The following is a 16,473-nucleotide window of genomic DNA, read 5'->3' as shown; positions in this document are numbered from 1 at the left end:
AGGACCCGACACGTCTCACGGGCCGGGGCTTCCACCCTACGACGCGCCCCGGTCCCCCGCGCGAGGGATTGCGGCCCCGGCGGGCGCCGGCACACGGCCGTCGGCCCCGGACGGCCCCGAAGGGCCGGCCGGGGCCGGCGGTCCCCCGAACGAACGCCGAGCCGGTTACTCGCTCGCGATCGCGTTCAGTACGTTCATCCGCCCTGCCCGGAAGGCCGGGACCAGTGCGGCGAACAGGCCCACGAAGGCCGACCCGGCGAAGACGCCGATGATCGTCGGCCAGGGGATCTCCAGCACCTTCAGGCCCTCCAGGGCGAGCAGCTGCTGCGCGGTGGCGCCCCAGCCCATGCCCAGGCCCAGGCCCAGCAGGGCGCCGAAGAGGGCGATGACCACCGACTCCAGGCGGATCATGCGGCGCAGCTGGCGGCGGGAGAGGCCGATGGCGCGCATCAGGCCGATCTCGCGGGTCCGCTCGACCACGGAGAGGGCCAGGGTGTTCACGACGCCCAGGACCGCCACGATGATCGCGAGGCCGAGGAGCCCGTAGACCATGTTCAGCAGCTGGCCGACCTGGTCCTTGAGGGTCTGCTTGTAGTCGGTCTGGTTCTGCACCGCGTACTGGGGGTACTCGGCGAGCGCGCCCTTGACGGCGCCGTACGCGGCGTCCGCCTTCCCGTCGGCGGCCTTGGCCAGCAGCATGAACGGCCGCGGCATCCGGTCGGCCGGAAGGAACTGCTCGGCGGTGGCGGTGCTGATGTACTTCACGCCCTTGTCGAGGTTGCCCTCGTCGGAGGTGATCGCGGCGACCTTCAGCCGGGTGGTCCGGCCGCCGGCGAAGGCGACCGTCAGCTCGTCGCCGACCTTGACGTGGTGCTCGTCCGCGTAGAGCGAGCCGACCGAGATGGCGTCCTTGCCGTACGCCGCCGCGTGCTCGCCGGCGATCATCTTGCGCCGGACGTCCTGGGCGTACGTCGGGTCGGTGACGCTGATGCCGTCGTCCTTGACGGAGCCGTCGGGAGCGGTGATCTTCGCCTCCACCTCCCGGTAGGCGGTGACGTGGTCCAGGTCCTTGGTGGCGCGCAGCGCCTGCTCGGCCTGCGGCATGATCGGCTGGCCCGTCTGGGACTGGACGATGTAGTCCGCGCCGACCGACTTGTCGAGCTCGTCGGTGGCGGAGGCCACCATCGAGGAGCCGACCACCGACAGGCAGGCGACCAGCGCCAGTCCGATCATCAGGGCGGCGGCGGTGGCGCCGGTGCGCCGCGGGTTGCGCAGCGCGTTGCGCTCGGCGAGCCGGCCGACGGAGCCGAAGGGCCGCAGGACGATGCCGGACAGCAGCCGGACCACGAGGCCGGCGAGCAGCGGGCCGATCACGATGAAGCCGATGAGGGTGAACAGCACGCCCAGGCAGAGCCAGAGCGAGCCGGCCGACGCCTTGTCGGCGCCCGCGGCGAGGAAGAGGCCCGCGCCGCCGATGCCGGTGAGGACCAGGCCCACGGCGGCCCGGATCCGGCCGGCCTTCTTGTCGCCGGGGGTGCCGGCGTCGCGCAGGGCGGCCATCGGGGAGACCTTGCCGGCCCGGCGGGCCGGGATGAAGGCCGAGACGACGGTGACGACGATGCCGAGCACCAGGCCGACGACCGGGGTGGTCCAGGCGACGGTCAGGTCGTCGGTGGACAGGTGCATGCCCATCTGGCCCATGAGCTGCATCAGGCCGACGGCCAGCCCCACACCGGCCCCGACCCCGAGGACCGAGCCGACCAGGCCGAGCAGGAAGGCCTCGACGATCACGGACTTGAGTATCTGGCCGCTGTCGGCGCCGATGGCGCGCATCAGGCCGATCTCGCGGGTGCGCTGGGCGACCAGCATCGAGAAGGTGTTGAAGATGAGGAAGATGCCGACGAGGAAGGCGATCCCGGCGAAGCCGAGCATCACGTACTTCATGACGTCGAGGAAGGAGCCGACGTCCTTGCGGTTGGCGTCCGCGGACTCCTTGGCGGTCTGGAGCTTGTACGTGTCCGCGCCGACGGCCTTCGCCACGTTCGCCTTCAGCCGGTCGTCGCCGACCCCGTCCTTCGCGGTGACGTTGACGTGCGTGAACAGGCCGGGGCCGCCGAGCAGTTTCTCCTGCGCGGTGGCGGTGTCGAAGTAGACGATCGCGGCGCCCGGGTTGGTCACGGTGAAGGTCGCGATGCCGCTGATCCTCGCGCGGACGTCCCCGGTGATGGCGATGGTGCGCAGCTCGTCGCCGAGCTTCAGGTGGTGCTTCTTCGCGGTGTCGGCGTCGACCATCATCTCGGTCGGGCCGCGCGGGGCCTGGCCGGAGGTGATCTTCATCGACTTGAGCTCGTTGTCGTTCCAGTTGCCCGCGATGGTCGGGGCGCCGGTGGTCGAGCCCATGTTCTCGTTCTTGGCGTTCACCACCGTCACGGACATCGAGACCACGGCGCCCTCGGCGCTCTTGACGCCCTCGGCCTTCGCCACCTGCTCGACGGCCGAGGCCGGCAGCACCTCGGGCTTGCCGCGGTTGGGGTTGTCCTCCCCGTCCTTGGCCACCTTCGCGCTGACGGTGACGTCGGCGCTGGTGACGCCGAAGAGCTTGTCGAAGGTGGTGTTCATGGTGTCGGTGAACACCAGCGTGCCGCAGACGAAGGCGACGGAGAGCAGGACGGCGACGGCCGAGAGCGCCATCCGCCCCTTGTGCGCGACGAAGTTGCGCCGCGAGGTCTTCAGTACGGTGCCGGCGCTCACGAGGTCCGCCCGCGCGCGTCGAAGTCCTTCATGCGGTCGAGGACCTGTTCGGCGGTGGGCCCGTACATCTCGTCCACGATCCGGCCGTCGGCCAGGAAGATCACACGGTCCGCGTACGAGGCGGCCACCGGGTCGTGCGTGACCATCACGATGGTCTGGCCGAGCTCGTCCACCGAGCGGCGCAGGAAGCCGAGGACCTCGGCGCCGGCCCGGGAGTCCAGGTTTCCGGTGGGCTCGTCGCCGAAGATGATCTGCGGGCGGGCCGCGAGGGCGCGGGCGACGGCCACGCGCTGCTGCTGGCCGCCGGAGAGCTCGGTCGGGCGGTGCTTGAGACGCCCGGCGAGACCGACGGTCTCGACGACGCGGTTCAGCCACTCCGCGTCGGGCTTGCGGCCCGCGATGTCCATGGGGAGCGTGATGTTCTCCAGGGCGTTGAGCGTGGGCAGCAGGTTGAAGGCCTGGAAGATGAAGCCGATCCGGTCGCGGCGCAGCTGCGTGAGCTTCTTGTCCTTCAGCCCGGTGATCTCGGTGTCGTCCAGGTGGATCTGCCCGCTGGTCACCGTGTCGAGACCGGCGAGGCAGTGCATCAGCGTGGACTTGCCGGAGCCGGAGGGGCCCATGATCGCCGTGAACTGGCCGCGCTTGATGTCCACGTCGACCTCGTCGAGGGCGACCACGCGGGTCTCCCCGGCGCCGTAGGCCTTGACGACCTTGCGCGCCCGGGCCGCGACGGCTCCATGCCCTCCAGTACCCCCGTGCCTGGTTTCGGTCATAGCCGTTGTCACGGTGTTTCCCCTCGTTGATAGGCCGTTCGCGCTGTCGCGTAGGTGGCCGGATTCCGCTGTCTTGCCGTCGTGAAGTCTGCGGGGCCGGAGGCGGCCGGCGCCCTGGTGCCCATCGCCGTATCCGCAGGGGGGTTAACCCCACCCCGCCCGTAGGAACCAGTTAAGGACCTCATCCGGCCGTCCTCCTCCTCCGCCGGGACGAACGGCCCCTGGGCCCTTGTGAGGAGCAACCCCTAGGGGTTCTGCATCCTTTGGCGGACCGGCTCTGGGGGATACCGGGGGGATACCGCCGGATACCCCGCGATGAGATGGTGTTCCCCGCACATGCGTGCACGGTGAAAGGATCTTGGTGGACGCGGAGGAGAGCACGGGCGAACGCACCGGGGAAACGGCGGCTTGCGGATCCGGAACCGCAGCCGCAGCCGCAGCCGCTTCGGGGACCGGCGGGCGGGCGCCCCGTACCGCCCTGGTCAGTGCCCTCATGTTGGCGATGGCGCTCGCCGCCCTCGACAGCTCCATCGTCTCCACCGCCGTCCCCCAGATCGTCGGCGACCTCGGCGGCTTCTCCGTCTTCTCCTGGCTCTTCGCCGGCTACCTCCTCGCCGTCACCGTCACCCTCCCCGTCTACGGCAAGCTCTCCGACACCTTCGGCCGCAAGCCCGTGCTCCTGTTCGGCATAGCCCTGTTCGTCGTCGGCTCGCTGCTGTGCGCGCTCGCCTGGAACATGGCCGCCCTCATCGCCTTCCGCCTGGTCCAGGGGCTCGGCGGCGGCGCCCTCCAGGGCACCGTGCAGACCCTGGCCGCCGATCTGTACCCGCTCAAGGACCGGCCGAGGATCCAGGCCCGGATGTCCTCCGTCTGGGCCGCCTCCGCCGTGGCCGGCCCGGCGCTCGGCGGGCTCATCGCCTCGTACGCCGACTGGCGCTGGATCTTCCTGATCAACCTGCCGCTCGGCGTCCTGGCCCTGTGGATGCTCGCCCGCCACCTCGTCGAGCCCGTACGCTCCCCCGGGCGCCGCGGCCCGGTCGACTGGGCCGGCGCCCTCGCCGTCTTCGCCTGCGGCGGACTGCTGCTCTTCGCCCTCGTACAGGGCGGGGTCGCCTGGCCCTGGCTCTCCGCCCCCTCCCTCGGACTCCTGGGCGCGAGCGCGGTACTGGCGGCCGCGGTCGTCCGGATCGAACGCCGGGCCGCAGAACCGATCATCCCGGGGTGGGTCTGGCGCCGGCGCACCATCGCCGCCGTCAACCTGGCCCTCGGCGCGCTCGGCGTCCTCATGATCGCCCCGATGGTCTTCGTCCCGACGTACGCCCAGTCCGTACTCGGCCTCGGGGCCATCAGCGCCGGCCTCGTCATGTCCGCAATGACCCTCACCTGGCCGCTGTCCGCCGCCTTCAGCCAGCACGTCTACCGGCGCATCGGCTTCCGCAACTCCGCCGCCGTCGGGATCTCGCTGGCCGCCGTGATCCTGTTCTCGTTCACGCTGCTCCCGTACCCCGCCCGGCCCTGGCAGCCCACGCTGATCATGCTGCTGCTCGGCGCCGCCCTCGGACTGTTCCAACTGCCGCTGATCGTCGGGGTCCAGTCCACCGTGGGGTGGTCCGAGCGCGGTACGACCACCGCCTCCGTTCTGTTCTGCCGCCAGGTCGGGCAGAGCCTCGGGGCCGCGCTGCTCGGCGCCGTCGCCAACGCGACGATCGCCGCCCGGCTGGCGCACGCCCCCATGCCCGGGCTGCCGGACCACCTCGACGACGTGTCCAAGGCGCTCGACCGGCCGGAACTGCTCCCCCCGGCCGCCGCCGACTACCTGCGCGCATCGGTGGCCACCGCCGTCGACCACATCTTCCTCGGCGCGACCGCCGCGGCGGTCGCGGCCCTGCTGGTCCTGCTCCTCGTGGCGCCGCGGCGGTTCCCGATACTGGAGGAGCACCAGGACAAGCAGCAGGAGCAGGAGCAGCAGCAGGCCGACACGTAGGCCGACCGCACCCCGTCCGGCTTGTCATGACCCCGGTCAACGGAGTAGACCTCGGAGTCCTGCATCCCGGAGTTCCGCGTCCGGGATCCGCTCCGGGGGGACGACATGGCTTCCGCACTCTTCGCACTCGCCTTACTGGCCGCCCTGGCCGGGCCCACGGCCCTGCGGCTGCGCCGCCGTCCGGGCTTCGTCACCGGCCGCGACGGGCGCCTGTCCACCTCCATCACCCTGGCCCTGGCCTGGACGGTGATCCTGGTCTGGCTCCTGCTCACGATCCTCGCCTACGGGCTCACCGCGGGCGGCGGCATCGGCTGGTTCGCCGGGGAGCACGGCCCGCTGTCCCCCCTGACCACGGTGTACCTGCCGCTGCTCGGAGGCCCGTACGTGGCGATGATCGCGGCCAAGACGGTCGTCGGCATCCGCGTCGAGAACGGCACCATGGCCAAGCCCGCCCCGAAGCCGACGGGCTCCGGGAAGCGCCCGCTGCGCGAACTGATCGCGAACGACAGCGGGCGCACCGACCTCGTCGACCTCCAGTACGTGGCGCTCAGCGCGGTCACCATGCTCTACGTGGTGCTGTTCTTCCTCTCCGACGTGGGCGGCGGGCTCCCCCGCCTCCCCGCCGAGATCTGGGCGCTGACGGGCGCACCGGCCGGGGCCTACCTGGTCAACAAGATGGCCACGCGCGCGAACCCGGTGATCACGCGGGTGACGGTGGCCGGCACCGCGCTGGTCGTCGAGGGCGGCGGCTTCGGCCCGGAGGCCCGGGTGGAGCTCGACTCCACGGCGCTGCCGACCGGGTACGACCCGGCGACGGGCACCCTGGGCGCGCAGCTGCCCGCCACCGGGGTGCCCGCCGCGTTCACGGTGGTGGTCACCTCGCGCGGCCTGCGCAGCGACCCGTACCAGTACGCGCCGGCTCCGACTCCGGCCCCCGCTCCGGCGCCGGACCTGGCTCCCGCCGCGGACCAGGCCCAGCAGCCGGCGGGACAGTAGGGAGCTACGGGGGGACCGGGCTACGGGGGCTACGGAAGCTTCGCGAGGAACCGTTCGATCAGCGGGGCGATCTCCCCGAGGTGCGTCTCCAGCGCGAAGTGCCCGGCCCCCTCGACGATGTGCACCTCGGCGTCCGGCGCGTCCCGCAGGTACGCCTTCGCCCCCGCCGGAACGAAGAACGGGTCACCCGCGCCCCAGACGACCAGGACCGGCACCCCGGAGGCCCTCAGCCAGGCCTGCCAGGCCGGGTACTGCGGGAAGTTCGAGGAGTAGTCGAAGGCCAGGTCGGCCTGCGCCTCGGCGCGCCCCGGCAGCCCGACGTAGTGCACGTCGAGCGTGCGCCCGTCCGGTGAGAGCAGGGCGGGCTCGGCGACGCCGGCCTCGTACTGGAAGCGGATGCCCTCCGGGCTGAACAGGGCGCGCACCTTCTCCTCGTCGCCGGGCACCTCCCGCCGGTGTCCGGCGAACTCGCGGGCCGCGTCGGAGAGCCCCTCCTCGTACGCGTTGCCGTTCTGGACGATCAGGGCGGTCACCTGCCCGGGCCGGCGCGCGGCCAGCCGCAGCCCGACGGGGGCGCCGTAGTCGAAGACGTACAGGGCATGGCGGTCCAGCCCGAGGGCGTCGGTGAAGCCCTCCACGACGTCCGCGAGCCGGTCGAAGGTGTACGTGAACCCGTCCGGGGTCTCGGTGCGGCCGAAGCCGGGGAGGTCGGGGGCGATCAGCCGGTGGCGGGTGTCGCCGAGGGCGTCCATCAGCCGGGCGAACTGGTGCGAGGAGGTGGGGAACCCGTGCAGGAGCAGCAGGACCGGCCCGTCGGCCGGGCCGCTCTCGCGGTAGGCGACGCGGACCCCGTGCACATCGGCGGTGCGGTGGTGAACGAGCAGCATCACATGCCTCCAATGGCCTTGTTCCCATTAGTCTTGCCCTGGATCTCTAACGGGTCAAGTGCTTCACGTAGCATTAGGGGCATGACCGCGAACCCGCCGGACCCCGCGAACCCCCCGTTCCCGCTCACGGGCGAGCCGCTCGCCTTGGACCTGCTCAACACCCGGCCCGCCGGCACGGGCGACCTGATCGCCGGGCCGGAGGGGCTCGCGGCCTGGCTGGCCGTCCAGGAGGGCCGGCTCGCGCCGGTCGCGAAGCCGGGCCCGGCGGAGGTGGCGGCCGTGCACGCCGTACGGGAGGCGGCCGGCGCGGCGCTCACGGCCGCGCGGCGCGGCGAGCGTCCCCCGGCCGGCGCCCTGCGCGCACTGAACGAGGCCTCGGCGGGCGCCCCGGCCCACCGGGAGCTCGCCTGGACCCCGGAAGCCGGCCTGACGGCGGCCCCGCACCGGACAGGCACCCCCGCCCGGCGGCTCGCCGCGGAACTGGCGGACGCCGCGGCCGAGCTCCTGACGGACCCCCGGGTACGGGACGTACGGCAGTGCGAAGGGGCGGACTGCGTCCTGCTGTTCCTCCCGGCGCACCCCAGGCGCCGCTGGTGCGTGGCCTCCACCTGCGGCAACCGCGCCCGCGTGGCCCGCTACTACGCCCGCCACAAGCCCTGACCCGCCGGCGGCCCGCGGCGTGCGGCCGTCAGCCCTCGGCCGGGGCGCGGCCCGTCAGGGCCGCCAGGCTGGAGCGGACGTGGTTCATGTGGGCCCGCATCTCGTCCTGCGCCTCCCCGTGCTCGCGCAGGATCCGCTCCGTCTCCCGGGCCGTCCGCTCCTCCTGCACCCGGGCCTCCGCCAGCAGCTCCGCCGCCCGCGCCTCCGCGTCCTCCTGGCCGTGCCGAGCCGACTCCTCCGCCTCCGCGTACCCGCGCCGCGCCTCCGCCAGCCGCACCTCCGCGGACCGCTCCAGCTCCGCGTGCCGCGCCTCCAGATCGGCCTCCCGGGCCGCCAGCTCCCGCTCCGCCGCGTCCCAGCGCTCCACGCGCTCCTGCTCGCGGTCCGCCAGCAACGCGTCCGAACGGCGCCGCATCTCCGTCAGCGCCGCCTGCGCCTGCGCCCGCCACTGCGCCGCTTCGTCCCTGGCCTCCGCCCGGACCGCGTCGGCCTCCCGCCCCGCCCGCAGCAGCCCCTGGCGCGCCCGGACCTCCGTCTGCTCGCGCACCGCCTCCGCGTCCTGGCGCGCCAGCTCCGCCACCCGGTCCGCGTACGCCTCGGCCGCGCCCATCGCGTCCACCGCGTCCGCCCGCGCGTCCCGCCGTACGCTGTCCGCCTCCTCCTCCACCAGCAGCAGGATCCGCCGCGCCCGCTCGCTCAGCTCGTCGTACGTCTGCGGAGCCAGCGCCGCCACGGCCTCGCGCAGCCGCTCCGCCTCCGCCTCCATCCGCTTGGCCAGGACCGTCAGCCGCGCCACCCGCTCCCACGCCTCGTCCCGGCTGCCGGAGAGGCGGGCGAGATACCGGTCGACCTCGTCCGTGCGGTAGCCGCGACCTCGTACGGTCGCGAAACCCGGTCCGTGAGGTGACATGGGAGCAGTCATCCTGGAAGCGCCTCTCTCGGGGGGATTCCTGTCAAGGATGCGCCATTTGCGACCAGAAGCCGGAATGGCCGGGCCGGTACCCCGCACGAGGGTCCCGGCCCGGCCATCCGCCCGATCATCCGATCAGAGCAACCCGTCCCACATCTGCTCCAGGAGCACCGACCACCAGCTCTCCGGCGACGCCAGCGCCGCACTGTCGAGCCCCGCCAGATTCGTCTGGAAATCGACGGTCCAACGACCCGCCTGCTCCGGCGTCAGATGCTGGCGCAGCCGCCACATGTGACCCAGCATCGCCAGCGAACGCGCGAACTGCGGCAGGCTCGAATTCACGAACTGCGGGGGCACCGGGGCACCGCCCGGACCGGCCTCCACCGGCACCGCCACTATGTGCGCCGTCCCGTACTGCACGCACAGCGCCTTGCCGAAGTCGCTGCCCACCACCAGGTACGAACCCGCGTCGGACGCCGGCTGGACCTGCCGCTGCGCCGCGAGCTCGGCCAGCGTCGGCACCGGCTGGCCCGGCACCGCCTGCGCCCAGAAGAACGGCCCGAAGTCCGTCGGCAGACCCGCCCACACCAAGGTCTGCGCCACGATCTCCGGCACACCCTGGCGCGATACCGCCCGCTGATCGAAACGGAACACACCCTGCGGGCCGAACGCCCCGGCCAGCTCCGCGCCGATGGCCTCCAGCGGAATCGCCGGCTGGAGCGGCACCGGCTGCAGCGGAGCCCGTACCGGCGCGGGGCGCGCCGGACCGTCCGCCACCTGGTGCAGCTCACCCTGATGGGTCAGCAGGTGCCGCATGCCCTGCTGACGGCCCGCGTGGTCCTTGCCGTAAGGGGCCACGCTCGTGATGCGGACCTGCGGCCAGGTCTCCCGGATCATCCGCGCGCAGTAACCGCCGGGCAGCTCGCAGGACTCCAGCTCGGTGTGCAGCTCCAGCACCTGCTGCGGCGGCACGTTCATCGCGCGCAGCTCGTACAGGATCTGCCACTCGGGATGCGGGGTGCCGGGCGCGGAACGCCGGATGAGCTGCTGCTCGGAGCCGTCGGGCGCGCGGTAGCGCAGGACCGCCTGGTAGCCCGGGCCGACCGTGGGCGCGCCGGTGGGCGCCGGAGGCTGCGCCGCGGGGCCGGGGCCGGCCTGCGGCTGCCCGGGCGGACCGGGGGGCGCGGGCGGCTGACCCGTGACGGCCGGACCGGCCAGCATCGTCGCGGCATGGTCCAGCCCGGCGCCGGGCGCGCCGGGAGCCCCCGGCGGACCGGGCGGCTGGGGTACGCCGGGACCCGCGAGCATCGTGGCGGCCTGGTGGGCCGCACCGCCGGGAGCCCCCGGCGGACCGGGAGGAGCCGGCGGCTGACCGGCACCCGGAGCCCCCGGCGGACCCGGAGGCGCCGGCGGCTGACCCGTCACGGCCGGACCCGCCAGCATCGTCGCCGCATGATCCAGACCCCGCCCCAGCGAACCCGGAGCCCCGGGCGGACCGGGAGGAGCCGGCGGCTGACCGGCACCCGGAGCCCCGGGCGGACCCGGAGGCGCGGGCGGCTGACCCGTCACGGCCGGACCCGCCAGCATCGTCGCGGCATGATCCAGACCCCGCCCCAGCGAACCCGGAGCCCCCGGCGGACCCGGAGGCGCCGGCGGCTGACCCGTCACGGCCGGACCCGCCAGCATCGTCGCCGCATGGTCGAGGCCGGGCGCACCGGGAGCCCCCGGCGGACCCGGCGGCGTCGCGGGCCCCGCGCCCGGCCGGGAGACCTGGGCCTTGCTCGTCGGCGCGTCGGCGATCGACCCGGAATCCGGGCCCTCGCCCGCGGCGGCACCGAGGTCCAGCGCGGGGGCGATCGCGGTCTTCGGCAGCCGGCTCCCCCCCGGGATGAGCGCGGTCTTGGCCTCCGGAGCCACACCCGAAGGCGGCGCCAGGTCGTCCAGGTCCGAGCCCGAAAGCGGCGGCGCGAACACCGTCGCGGGCAGCGGTACGGACACGTCGTCCGCACCCGGGTTCACATCGGTCCCGGCCCACGGCGTGGCCCCGGCCGGGACCCCGTCGTTCGCCGTCGGCTCGTACGGCACCTCACGGCGCAACGGCACCGCCTCCACCGCCGCGGGAGCCGGAGCAGCAGGCTCCGGAGCCGGAACGGGCGGAACGGGCGCGGCGGCCACGGGCTCCGCGGGAAGCGGCGTCGGCCCGGACGCGGGCGCGGACGCCGCCGGGATCCCCGCCCGGTCCGCCGCCTCCTGCAGCCACTCCGGCGGACTCAGCATGAACGAGGTCTGCTCCGAGTCGATCCGCGGCGTCGGCACCGAGACCTCCGCCACCTGAGCGGCCGCCGCCCCGTACTCCTCCTCGTACCGGCGGATCACCTCACCCACCGGCAGACCGGGCCACAGCGTCACCTCACCGCTGTCCCGCGCGATGACCAGCCGCTGCCGGCCGCCACCGGAAACCGGAGCGGCGGCACGGTCCTCCGCCCACACCACGAACCCGAGTCCGAACTCCCGTACGCGCACCTCCCGGTGCTGGTACGCCGGCACGTCACCGTTGATCCATTCCTCGGCGCGCTCCTGCGCCTGCGCAAACGTCACCATCGCGCCGTCACCCCTCCACCGGTGCCGCACCCGACACGGGAACCGAGCGTGCGAATCCGCCGTCCACCATCAGACCGGCCACCGTTTCCAACTCCGGCGGGTTACCCGCCAACCGCTCCAGAAAGGCATCGAAATCACCGCCGCACGGCAGCAACAGACGCTCCACGCGCTCCTGCACGGACCAGCCGTCCCGGTCACGGGCGTCGTCGTACGGGGAGAACCAGACCGAGCCGATCGCCTCGCCCCTGACCTTCACCGCGAGCAGACCGCCCTGGACGAAGGCCACGCACAGGTAGTCCTTCGTCAGGTGGTCCCGCAGACACTTGTTGACGTACACGAGGTCGTTGACCGCCGCCTCCTCACGCACCGTGAAGAACGGCTGGTCCACCAGCAGGCCCAGCTCCACGTCGAGCCCGGCGCCCACCGGCGCACAGCCGCCCGCCGCCTTCAGGAACGCGCGGTACGCCTCCGGCAGCCGGTAACCGAGGTCCTCCTCGACACCCTGCACCGCCTCCTCGGAGACCGACACCACCGTCTTCGGCAAACCCAGGTGCACCGGGCGCAGCTCCTGCAACGGCCGCGTCCCGCGCTTGTCGTGGTCGACCGGCGCCGTCGCCAGCCCCGCGTGGTGCCGCAGCAGCGCCTTCACCTCGACCGGCACCAACTCCATGCGCCGCGTGCGGGCCACGTGGTGCCAGGTCCAGCCGTGCGGAGTCGCCACGGGCCCGACCGTGTCCCACAAGGAGTGCCCCGCCGCGTGCATCGCCGCGTTCGCGGACACGCAGTCCGTCAGCCGCAGCTCGTCCACGCCGAAGCCCTCCGGCGGCTCGGCGATCTCCACCGCCGCACGCGCGTACGGGGAGAAGTCGGGATGTCCGTCCGCGTCCATCCGTACCCCGTGGGGATGCCGAGCGGCCCGGACCGGGTCCGGGAAATGCACGACCTGCCCGGAGTACGCGGCGTTGGGTGGCACGGCCTGCTGCCCGAGCCGACCTGTCGTCATGGCGGTAGCCCCCTGCTGGATCTGGCTGGTTCACCACAGCCTATGTGCTCGGGCAAGAGCGTCACCCGCCCGCGACCCCCGCACCCCCGCGAGGGCCAGGAACATCCGAATTGATACGAATATTCGACCCCGCTTCCACACGACAGGGGACATTTGACAGGCTGTCCCCTCGGCACGGGGGCGTGCGCGACAGCGGCCACCACCGCCGCCACGGGAGGGAAGACGCGACCATGCAGAACACGGCGACACGCACGGACACGGCCGACGGCGCCTCGGGACCCGGCGACCACGGCGACCCGGCGACCGACGCACCGGCCCAGGCGACGGCCACGGCCGGAGACCCCCGGCTGCGCTGGAGCAGCACCGACGGCCGGCCCGCCGCACCCGTCCTGCGGTTCCGCCGCGACGGCATCCTCCCCACCGTCGCCGCCGCCCTCTCCGTACGCGGCGAAACCCTCACCGGCACCGCGGGCAAGGCCGACCAGCCACCCGCCCTGCACCCCCTCGTCCAGGACTTCCTCGACACCCTCACCAGCGGCCAGCGCGAACGCTTCACCGGACGCTGCCCCGAGGCGATCCTGCTCTCGCGCCACCTCGCGGCCGTCGAAGGCGCCCGCAGCAAACGCGCCTCCCGCAAACCCCTCACCGCCGGCGAAGCCCGCCGCTCGCTGAAACACTCCAAGATCACCGCTCGCCACATCCGCGAGGACGGCGACCCGCTCCACGGCAGCTACGCACCGCCCTGCCGCTCCTGCGAAGCCCTCCTCGCCCACTTCGGCGTACGCGCCGTCGACCTCACCCCCGCGTCAGAGAAGGCCTGACCTCCGCCACCATGACCACCTCCTCCGCCTCCTACGACCGCTCCTCGGCCACCCGCTTCCCGGGCCCCGTGGACACCGCCCTGCGCACCGCCGGCTGGGAGCCCGGCCGCTGGGACATCAAGCAGGCCGAGTACTGGGCCGACGCCCTGCGCGACCACACCACCCCGGCCGGCCACCGGCACACCGTCTTCCCGGCCGCCGTCGAAGCCTGGGCCGAATTCGGCGGCCTGCACATCAACGCGCCCGGCCCCGGCCGCCAGATAGCCCCCGCCCCGGTCCGCCTCGACCCCCTCACGGGCCTCCACCTCGCCCGCACCTTCGCCGACCTCGGCCGCGCCCTGTCCACGGAGCTCTGCCCCCTCGGCATCGACGCGGACGCCGGATCCCACCTCGCCATCGACCGCGAGGGCCGCGTCTACGGCATCGACCACACCGGCGACTGGTACCTGGGCACGGACCTCGACGAGGCCCTCACCCTCCTCCTCAGCGGCCTCCAGCCCACCCGCCTCACCACGTCCCCGTAGGGCAGGGCCGGGGGCCGGACCGCCGGGGCCGGATCAGGGCCGAGCCGGAGCCGGACCGGGCCAGGGCCGGGGCAGGAGCCGGCCCGGAGCCGGATCAGGGCCAGAGCCGGTCAGCGCCGGAGCCGGGCCGGGGCCGGATCAGGGCCCGGATCGCGGCCGGACCGGGCCCCGGCCCCGGCCCCGGTCCCGCCGGGCGCAGCCGTGACGCCCTACGCCCCGCGCGGAGCGCGCGGCAGGACCGCCGACACCTTGAAGCCGCCCTCGTCCGTCGGACCGGACACGAAGACGCCACCGAGCCCGAGCACCCGCTCGCGCATGCCGACCAGCCCGTTCCCACCGCTCGGCAGGCCCGGCTGGACCACGTCCGCCCCGCACGGCCCGTTCTCCACCTGCATGGCCACCTCACCCTCGCGGTGGGCCAGCCGCACCACCACCCGCGCACCCGGCGCGTGCTTGTGGCAGTTCGTCAGCGCCTCCTGCACCACCCGGTACGCCGTCTGCTCCACCTCCGGCGGATACCCCGCCCCCGCGCCCCGGACGTCGAGCTCCACGACCATGCCGGCCGCCCTCGACTGCCCGACCAGCACCTCCAGCTCACCGAGCGAGGGCCCGTCCTCGAAGCTCCCCACCAGCGCGGCCACCGGCGCCGCCGACGCGGAGGCAGCGGCAGCGGCAGCCGCCGCGGCCGGGGCCGGCTTCGGCGACTCCACCGCCCGCAGCACCCCCAGCATCTCCCGCAGCTCCGTCAACGCCTGACGCCCCATGTCCCCCACGAGCGCGGCGTTCTTCACCGCCCGCTCCGGATCCTTGGCCGCCACCGCCTCCAGCGCCGCCGCGTGCACCACCATCAGCGACACCCGGTGCGCGACCACGTCGTGCATCTCCCGCGCGATCCGCGTCCGCTCCTCCGTACGGGCCCACTCGGCCCGCTCCTCCGCCCGGTCCGCGAGCAGCGACAGCTCCCGCTCCAGCGAATCCGCCCGCTCCTGGAGGCTCTCCATGAGCCGCCGCCGCGCCCCTATGTACAGGCCGAGCAGCACCGGCGGCACGGTCAGCGCCACCGCCACGAACACGGACAGCACGATCACGAGCGACCGGGAGGCCCCCTGGTCCCCGATGGTCCGTACGTACATCACCACGAAGGTCGCCACGAGCGCCATCGAGGTCAGCGTCGCGGTGATCCGCCGGGGCACCTCGCAGGAGGCGAGCGTGTACAGCCCGACCACCCCGAGCAGGAAGCCCATCGCGGCCGGCGACACGGCGATCCCAACCAGCACGACGGCGATCGGCCAGCGCCGCCGCAGTACCAGCGTGGACCCCACGAGCAGCCCGAACAGCACCCCGACCGGGACCGGGAGCCCGGCCTCGTGCGCGAAGGGCACCCCCTCGACGGCGCACTCGACGGCCGACACGGCCCCCAGCCCCACGTCGAGCACCGCCCCCCGCGGCCGCTCCCACCACCACGGCCCGTCCCGCCCGGCGCCGCCCTGCTCATCCCCCGTACTGGTCATGCCGTCCAGCGTACGCAGCGCCCCCAGCACACACGCGAACGGAATTCCGGCGATCCCGCGGTAATCGCACGTACGGCTGATTCATCCGCTGAGCGAGACCTGAATCCCACATTCCGGACGACATTGGGGACATGACCGAAATCCGACGTCGCCCCGGCGACGGCACAGGCGGCCTCCGCACGGGCGCCGCCACCTTCGACTCCCTCCGCGAGCAGGCGGTGGCCCTGCGCCGCGAGGGCCTCAGCCGCCGCCAGATCCGCGACCGCCTGCACGTCCACAACAACGACATCCTGAACCGCCTCCTGGACGGCGAGCCCGCCCCCGAATGGACCAAGCGCCCGAACGCGAAGGACGACCTGCGCGCCAGGGCCCGCGAACTCCGCCTCCAGGGCCTGACCTACGACCAGATCCAGGTCGAGCTGGGCTGCTCGAAGAGCTCGATCTCCCTCTGGGTCCGCGACCTCCCCAGGCCGGAGCGGACCTTCCGGCCTCCCGGCACGGACATGGCGCGAGCCCAGCAGGGCCGCAAGGAGGCTCATGAGCGGAGGAAGGCCGAGCACGTGGTGACCCGCCAGACCGCCGAGCGGGAGATCGGAACTCTCACGGACCGTGAGCTGCTCCTCGTCGGCGTCGCCCTCTACTGGTCCGAGGGAGGAAAGACGAAGCCGCACCAGCCATATCCCCAGATCACGTTCACCAACAGCGACGCGAACATGATCAGAACGTTCCTCAAGTGGCTACGCCTCATGGGCGTGACGGACGACCGCCTGCGGTTCGGACTCCAGATCCACGAGACCGCCGACGTGGCAGCGGCAGAGGACCACTGGGCCCAGGTCGTGGGCCTGGACTCGTCCCACTTCTACAAGACCACGCTCAAGCGCCACAACCCGCGCACCAACCGAAAGAACGTCGGCGAGGCCTATTACGGGTGCCTGGCCGTACGCGTACTGCAAGGCGCTGATCTTTACCGTCGCATCGAGGGGTGGTGGTGCGGCATAGTAGATGCCGTCGACTCGACCAACGAGACGTAATGTCCGGTTTAGTCGGAAATG

At 73.3% G+C, this 16,473-nt stretch carries 13 protein-coding genes; 6 read left to right on the top strand and 7 right to left on the bottom strand.

Going from position 1 to position 16,473, the window contains the following annotated elements; genetic code table 11:
• Positions 1-165: 165 nt before the first annotated feature.
• Both CP980_RS20145 and CP980_RS20140 read right to left on the bottom strand, forming a co-directional pair.
• The gene (locus CP980_RS20145) at positions 166-2,691 is read right to left on the bottom strand and encodes an ABC transporter permease (protein WP_132757912.1); all 2,526 of its coding nucleotides are present in this window, start codon (positions 2,689-2,691) and stop codon (positions 166-168) included.
• Between the two features lie 56 nt (positions 2,692-2,747).
• Entirely contained in the window at positions 2,748-3,524 is a 777-nt protein-coding gene (locus CP980_RS20140) for an ABC transporter ATP-binding protein (RefSeq protein WP_373312951.1), read from the bottom strand.
• A 361-nt stretch (positions 3,525-3,885) separates the two neighbouring features.
• Here CP980_RS20140 and CP980_RS20135 point away from each other — a divergent pair, with 361 nt between their 5' ends.
• The gene (locus CP980_RS20135) at positions 3,886-5,508 is read left to right on the top strand and encodes an MFS transporter (RefSeq protein WP_229907245.1); all 1,623 of its coding nucleotides are present in this window, start codon (positions 3,886-3,888) and stop codon (positions 5,506-5,508) included.
• A 105-nt stretch (positions 5,509-5,613) separates the two neighbouring features.
• Positions 5,614-6,504, top strand: coding sequence for a hypothetical protein (locus CP980_RS20130; RefSeq protein WP_229907244.1), 891 nt, complete (start codon positions 5,614-5,616; stop codon positions 6,502-6,504).
• Between the two features lie 29 nt (positions 6,505-6,533).
• On the opposite strand, the gene CP980_RS20125 is transcribed toward CP980_RS20130, so the two are convergent.
• Complete coding sequence (locus tag CP980_RS20125) at positions 6,534-7,391, bottom strand: alpha/beta fold hydrolase (RefSeq protein WP_167535857.1); 858 nt, start codon at positions 7,389-7,391, stop codon at positions 6,534-6,536.
• 81 nt (positions 7,392-7,472) lie between these two features.
• Between CP980_RS20125 and CP980_RS20120 the strand changes: the two genes are divergently transcribed.
• Positions 7,473-8,051, top strand: coding sequence for a CGNR zinc finger domain-containing protein (locus CP980_RS20120; RefSeq protein ID WP_150528756.1), 579 nt, complete (start codon positions 7,473-7,475; stop codon positions 8,049-8,051).
• A 28-nt stretch (positions 8,052-8,079) separates the two neighbouring features.
• Here the strand turns inward: CP980_RS20120 and CP980_RS20115 are convergent, their stop codons facing one another.
• From CP980_RS20115 to CP980_RS20105, 3 genes are all read right to left on the bottom strand, one after another.
• Positions 8,080-8,961 (bottom strand): cellulose-binding protein, encoded by an 882-nt coding sequence (locus tag CP980_RS20115; protein ID WP_132757385.1) that lies wholly within the window; start codon positions 8,959-8,961, stop codon positions 8,080-8,082.
• Between the two features lie 135 nt (positions 8,962-9,096).
• Positions 9,097-11,562: an SUKH-4 family immunity protein gene (locus CP980_RS20110; RefSeq protein ID WP_150528755.1), complete on the bottom strand. Its 2,466-nt coding sequence runs from the start codon at positions 11,560-11,562 to the stop codon at positions 9,097-9,099.
• Between the two features lie 7 nt (positions 11,563-11,569).
• Positions 11,570-12,565, bottom strand: a complete 996-nt coding sequence (locus CP980_RS20105) for an SMI1/KNR4 family protein (protein ID WP_132757389.1) — start codon at positions 12,563-12,565, stop codon at positions 11,570-11,572.
• 230 nt (positions 12,566-12,795) lie between these two features.
• Between CP980_RS20105 and CP980_RS20100 the strand changes: the two genes are divergently transcribed.
• The gene (locus CP980_RS20100) at positions 12,796-13,386 is read left to right on the top strand and encodes a YwqJ-related putative deaminase (protein ID WP_132757391.1); all 591 of its coding nucleotides are present in this window, start codon (positions 12,796-12,798) and stop codon (positions 13,384-13,386) included.
• An 11-nt stretch (positions 13,387-13,397) separates the two neighbouring features.
• Positions 13,398-13,910: an SUKH-3 domain-containing protein gene (locus CP980_RS20095; RefSeq protein WP_150528754.1), complete on the top strand. Its 513-nt coding sequence runs from the start codon at positions 13,398-13,400 to the stop codon at positions 13,908-13,910.
• 209 nt (positions 13,911-14,119) lie between these two features.
• Here the strand turns inward: CP980_RS20095 and CP980_RS20090 are convergent, their stop codons facing one another.
• The gene (locus CP980_RS20090) at positions 14,120-15,421 is read right to left on the bottom strand and encodes a sensor histidine kinase (RefSeq protein WP_132757394.1); all 1,302 of its coding nucleotides are present in this window, start codon (positions 15,419-15,421) and stop codon (positions 14,120-14,122) included.
• A 131-nt stretch (positions 15,422-15,552) separates the two neighbouring features.
• On the opposite strand from CP980_RS20090, the gene CP980_RS20085 reads away from it, so the two are divergent.
• Entirely contained in the window at positions 15,553-16,452 is a 900-nt protein-coding gene (locus CP980_RS20085) for a hypothetical protein (RefSeq protein WP_150528753.1), read from the top strand.
• The last annotated feature ends 21 nt before the right edge of the window (positions 16,453-16,473 follow it).

The sequence above is a fragment of the Streptomyces vinaceus genome (assembly GCF_008704935.1).
Taxonomy (GTDB): Bacteria; Actinomycetota; Actinomycetes; order Streptomycetales; family Streptomycetaceae; genus Streptomyces; species Streptomyces vinaceus.
The sequence above is the reverse complement of the archived record's forward strand: the minus strand, read 5'-3'. Positions and strand labels throughout refer to the sequence as shown.

Coding starts and splice junctions, on each gene's coding strand:
- CP980_RS20145 (WP_132757912.1), bottom strand. CDS start 2,691: ATGGCGCTCTCGGCCGTCGCCGTCCTGCTCTCCGTCGCCTTCGTCTGC.
- CP980_RS20140 (WP_373312951.1), bottom strand. CDS start 3,524: ATGACCGAAACCAGGCACGGGGGTACTGGAGGGCATGGAGCCGTCGCG.
- CP980_RS20130 (WP_229907244.1), top strand. CDS start 5,614: ATGGCTTCCGCACTCTTCGCACTCGCCTTACTGGCCGCCCTGGCCGGG.
- CP980_RS20125 (WP_167535857.1), bottom strand. CDS start 7,391: ATGCTGCTCGTTCACCACCGCACCGCCGATGTGCACGGGGTCCGCGTC.
- CP980_RS20120 (WP_150528756.1), top strand. CDS start 7,473: ATGACCGCGAACCCGCCGGACCCCGCGAACCCCCCGTTCCCGCTCACG.
- CP980_RS20115 (WP_132757385.1), bottom strand. CDS start 8,961: ATGTCACCTCACGGACCGGGTTTCGCGACCGTACGAGGTCGCGGCTAC.
- CP980_RS20110 (WP_150528755.1), bottom strand. CDS start 11,562: ATGGTGACGTTTGCGCAGGCGCAGGAGCGCGCCGAGGAATGGATCAAC.
- CP980_RS20105 (WP_132757389.1), bottom strand. CDS start 12,565: ATGACGACAGGTCGGCTCGGGCAGCAGGCCGTGCCACCCAACGCCGCG.
- CP980_RS20100 (WP_132757391.1), top strand. CDS start 12,796: ATGCAGAACACGGCGACACGCACGGACACGGCCGACGGCGCCTCGGGA.
- CP980_RS20095 (WP_150528754.1), top strand. CDS start 13,398: ATGACCACCTCCTCCGCCTCCTACGACCGCTCCTCGGCCACCCGCTTC.
- CP980_RS20090 (WP_132757394.1), bottom strand. CDS start 15,421: ATGACCAGTACGGGGGATGAGCAGGGCGGCGCCGGGCGGGACGGGCCG.
- CP980_RS20085 (WP_150528753.1), top strand. CDS start 15,553: ATGACCGAAATCCGACGTCGCCCCGGCGACGGCACAGGCGGCCTCCGC.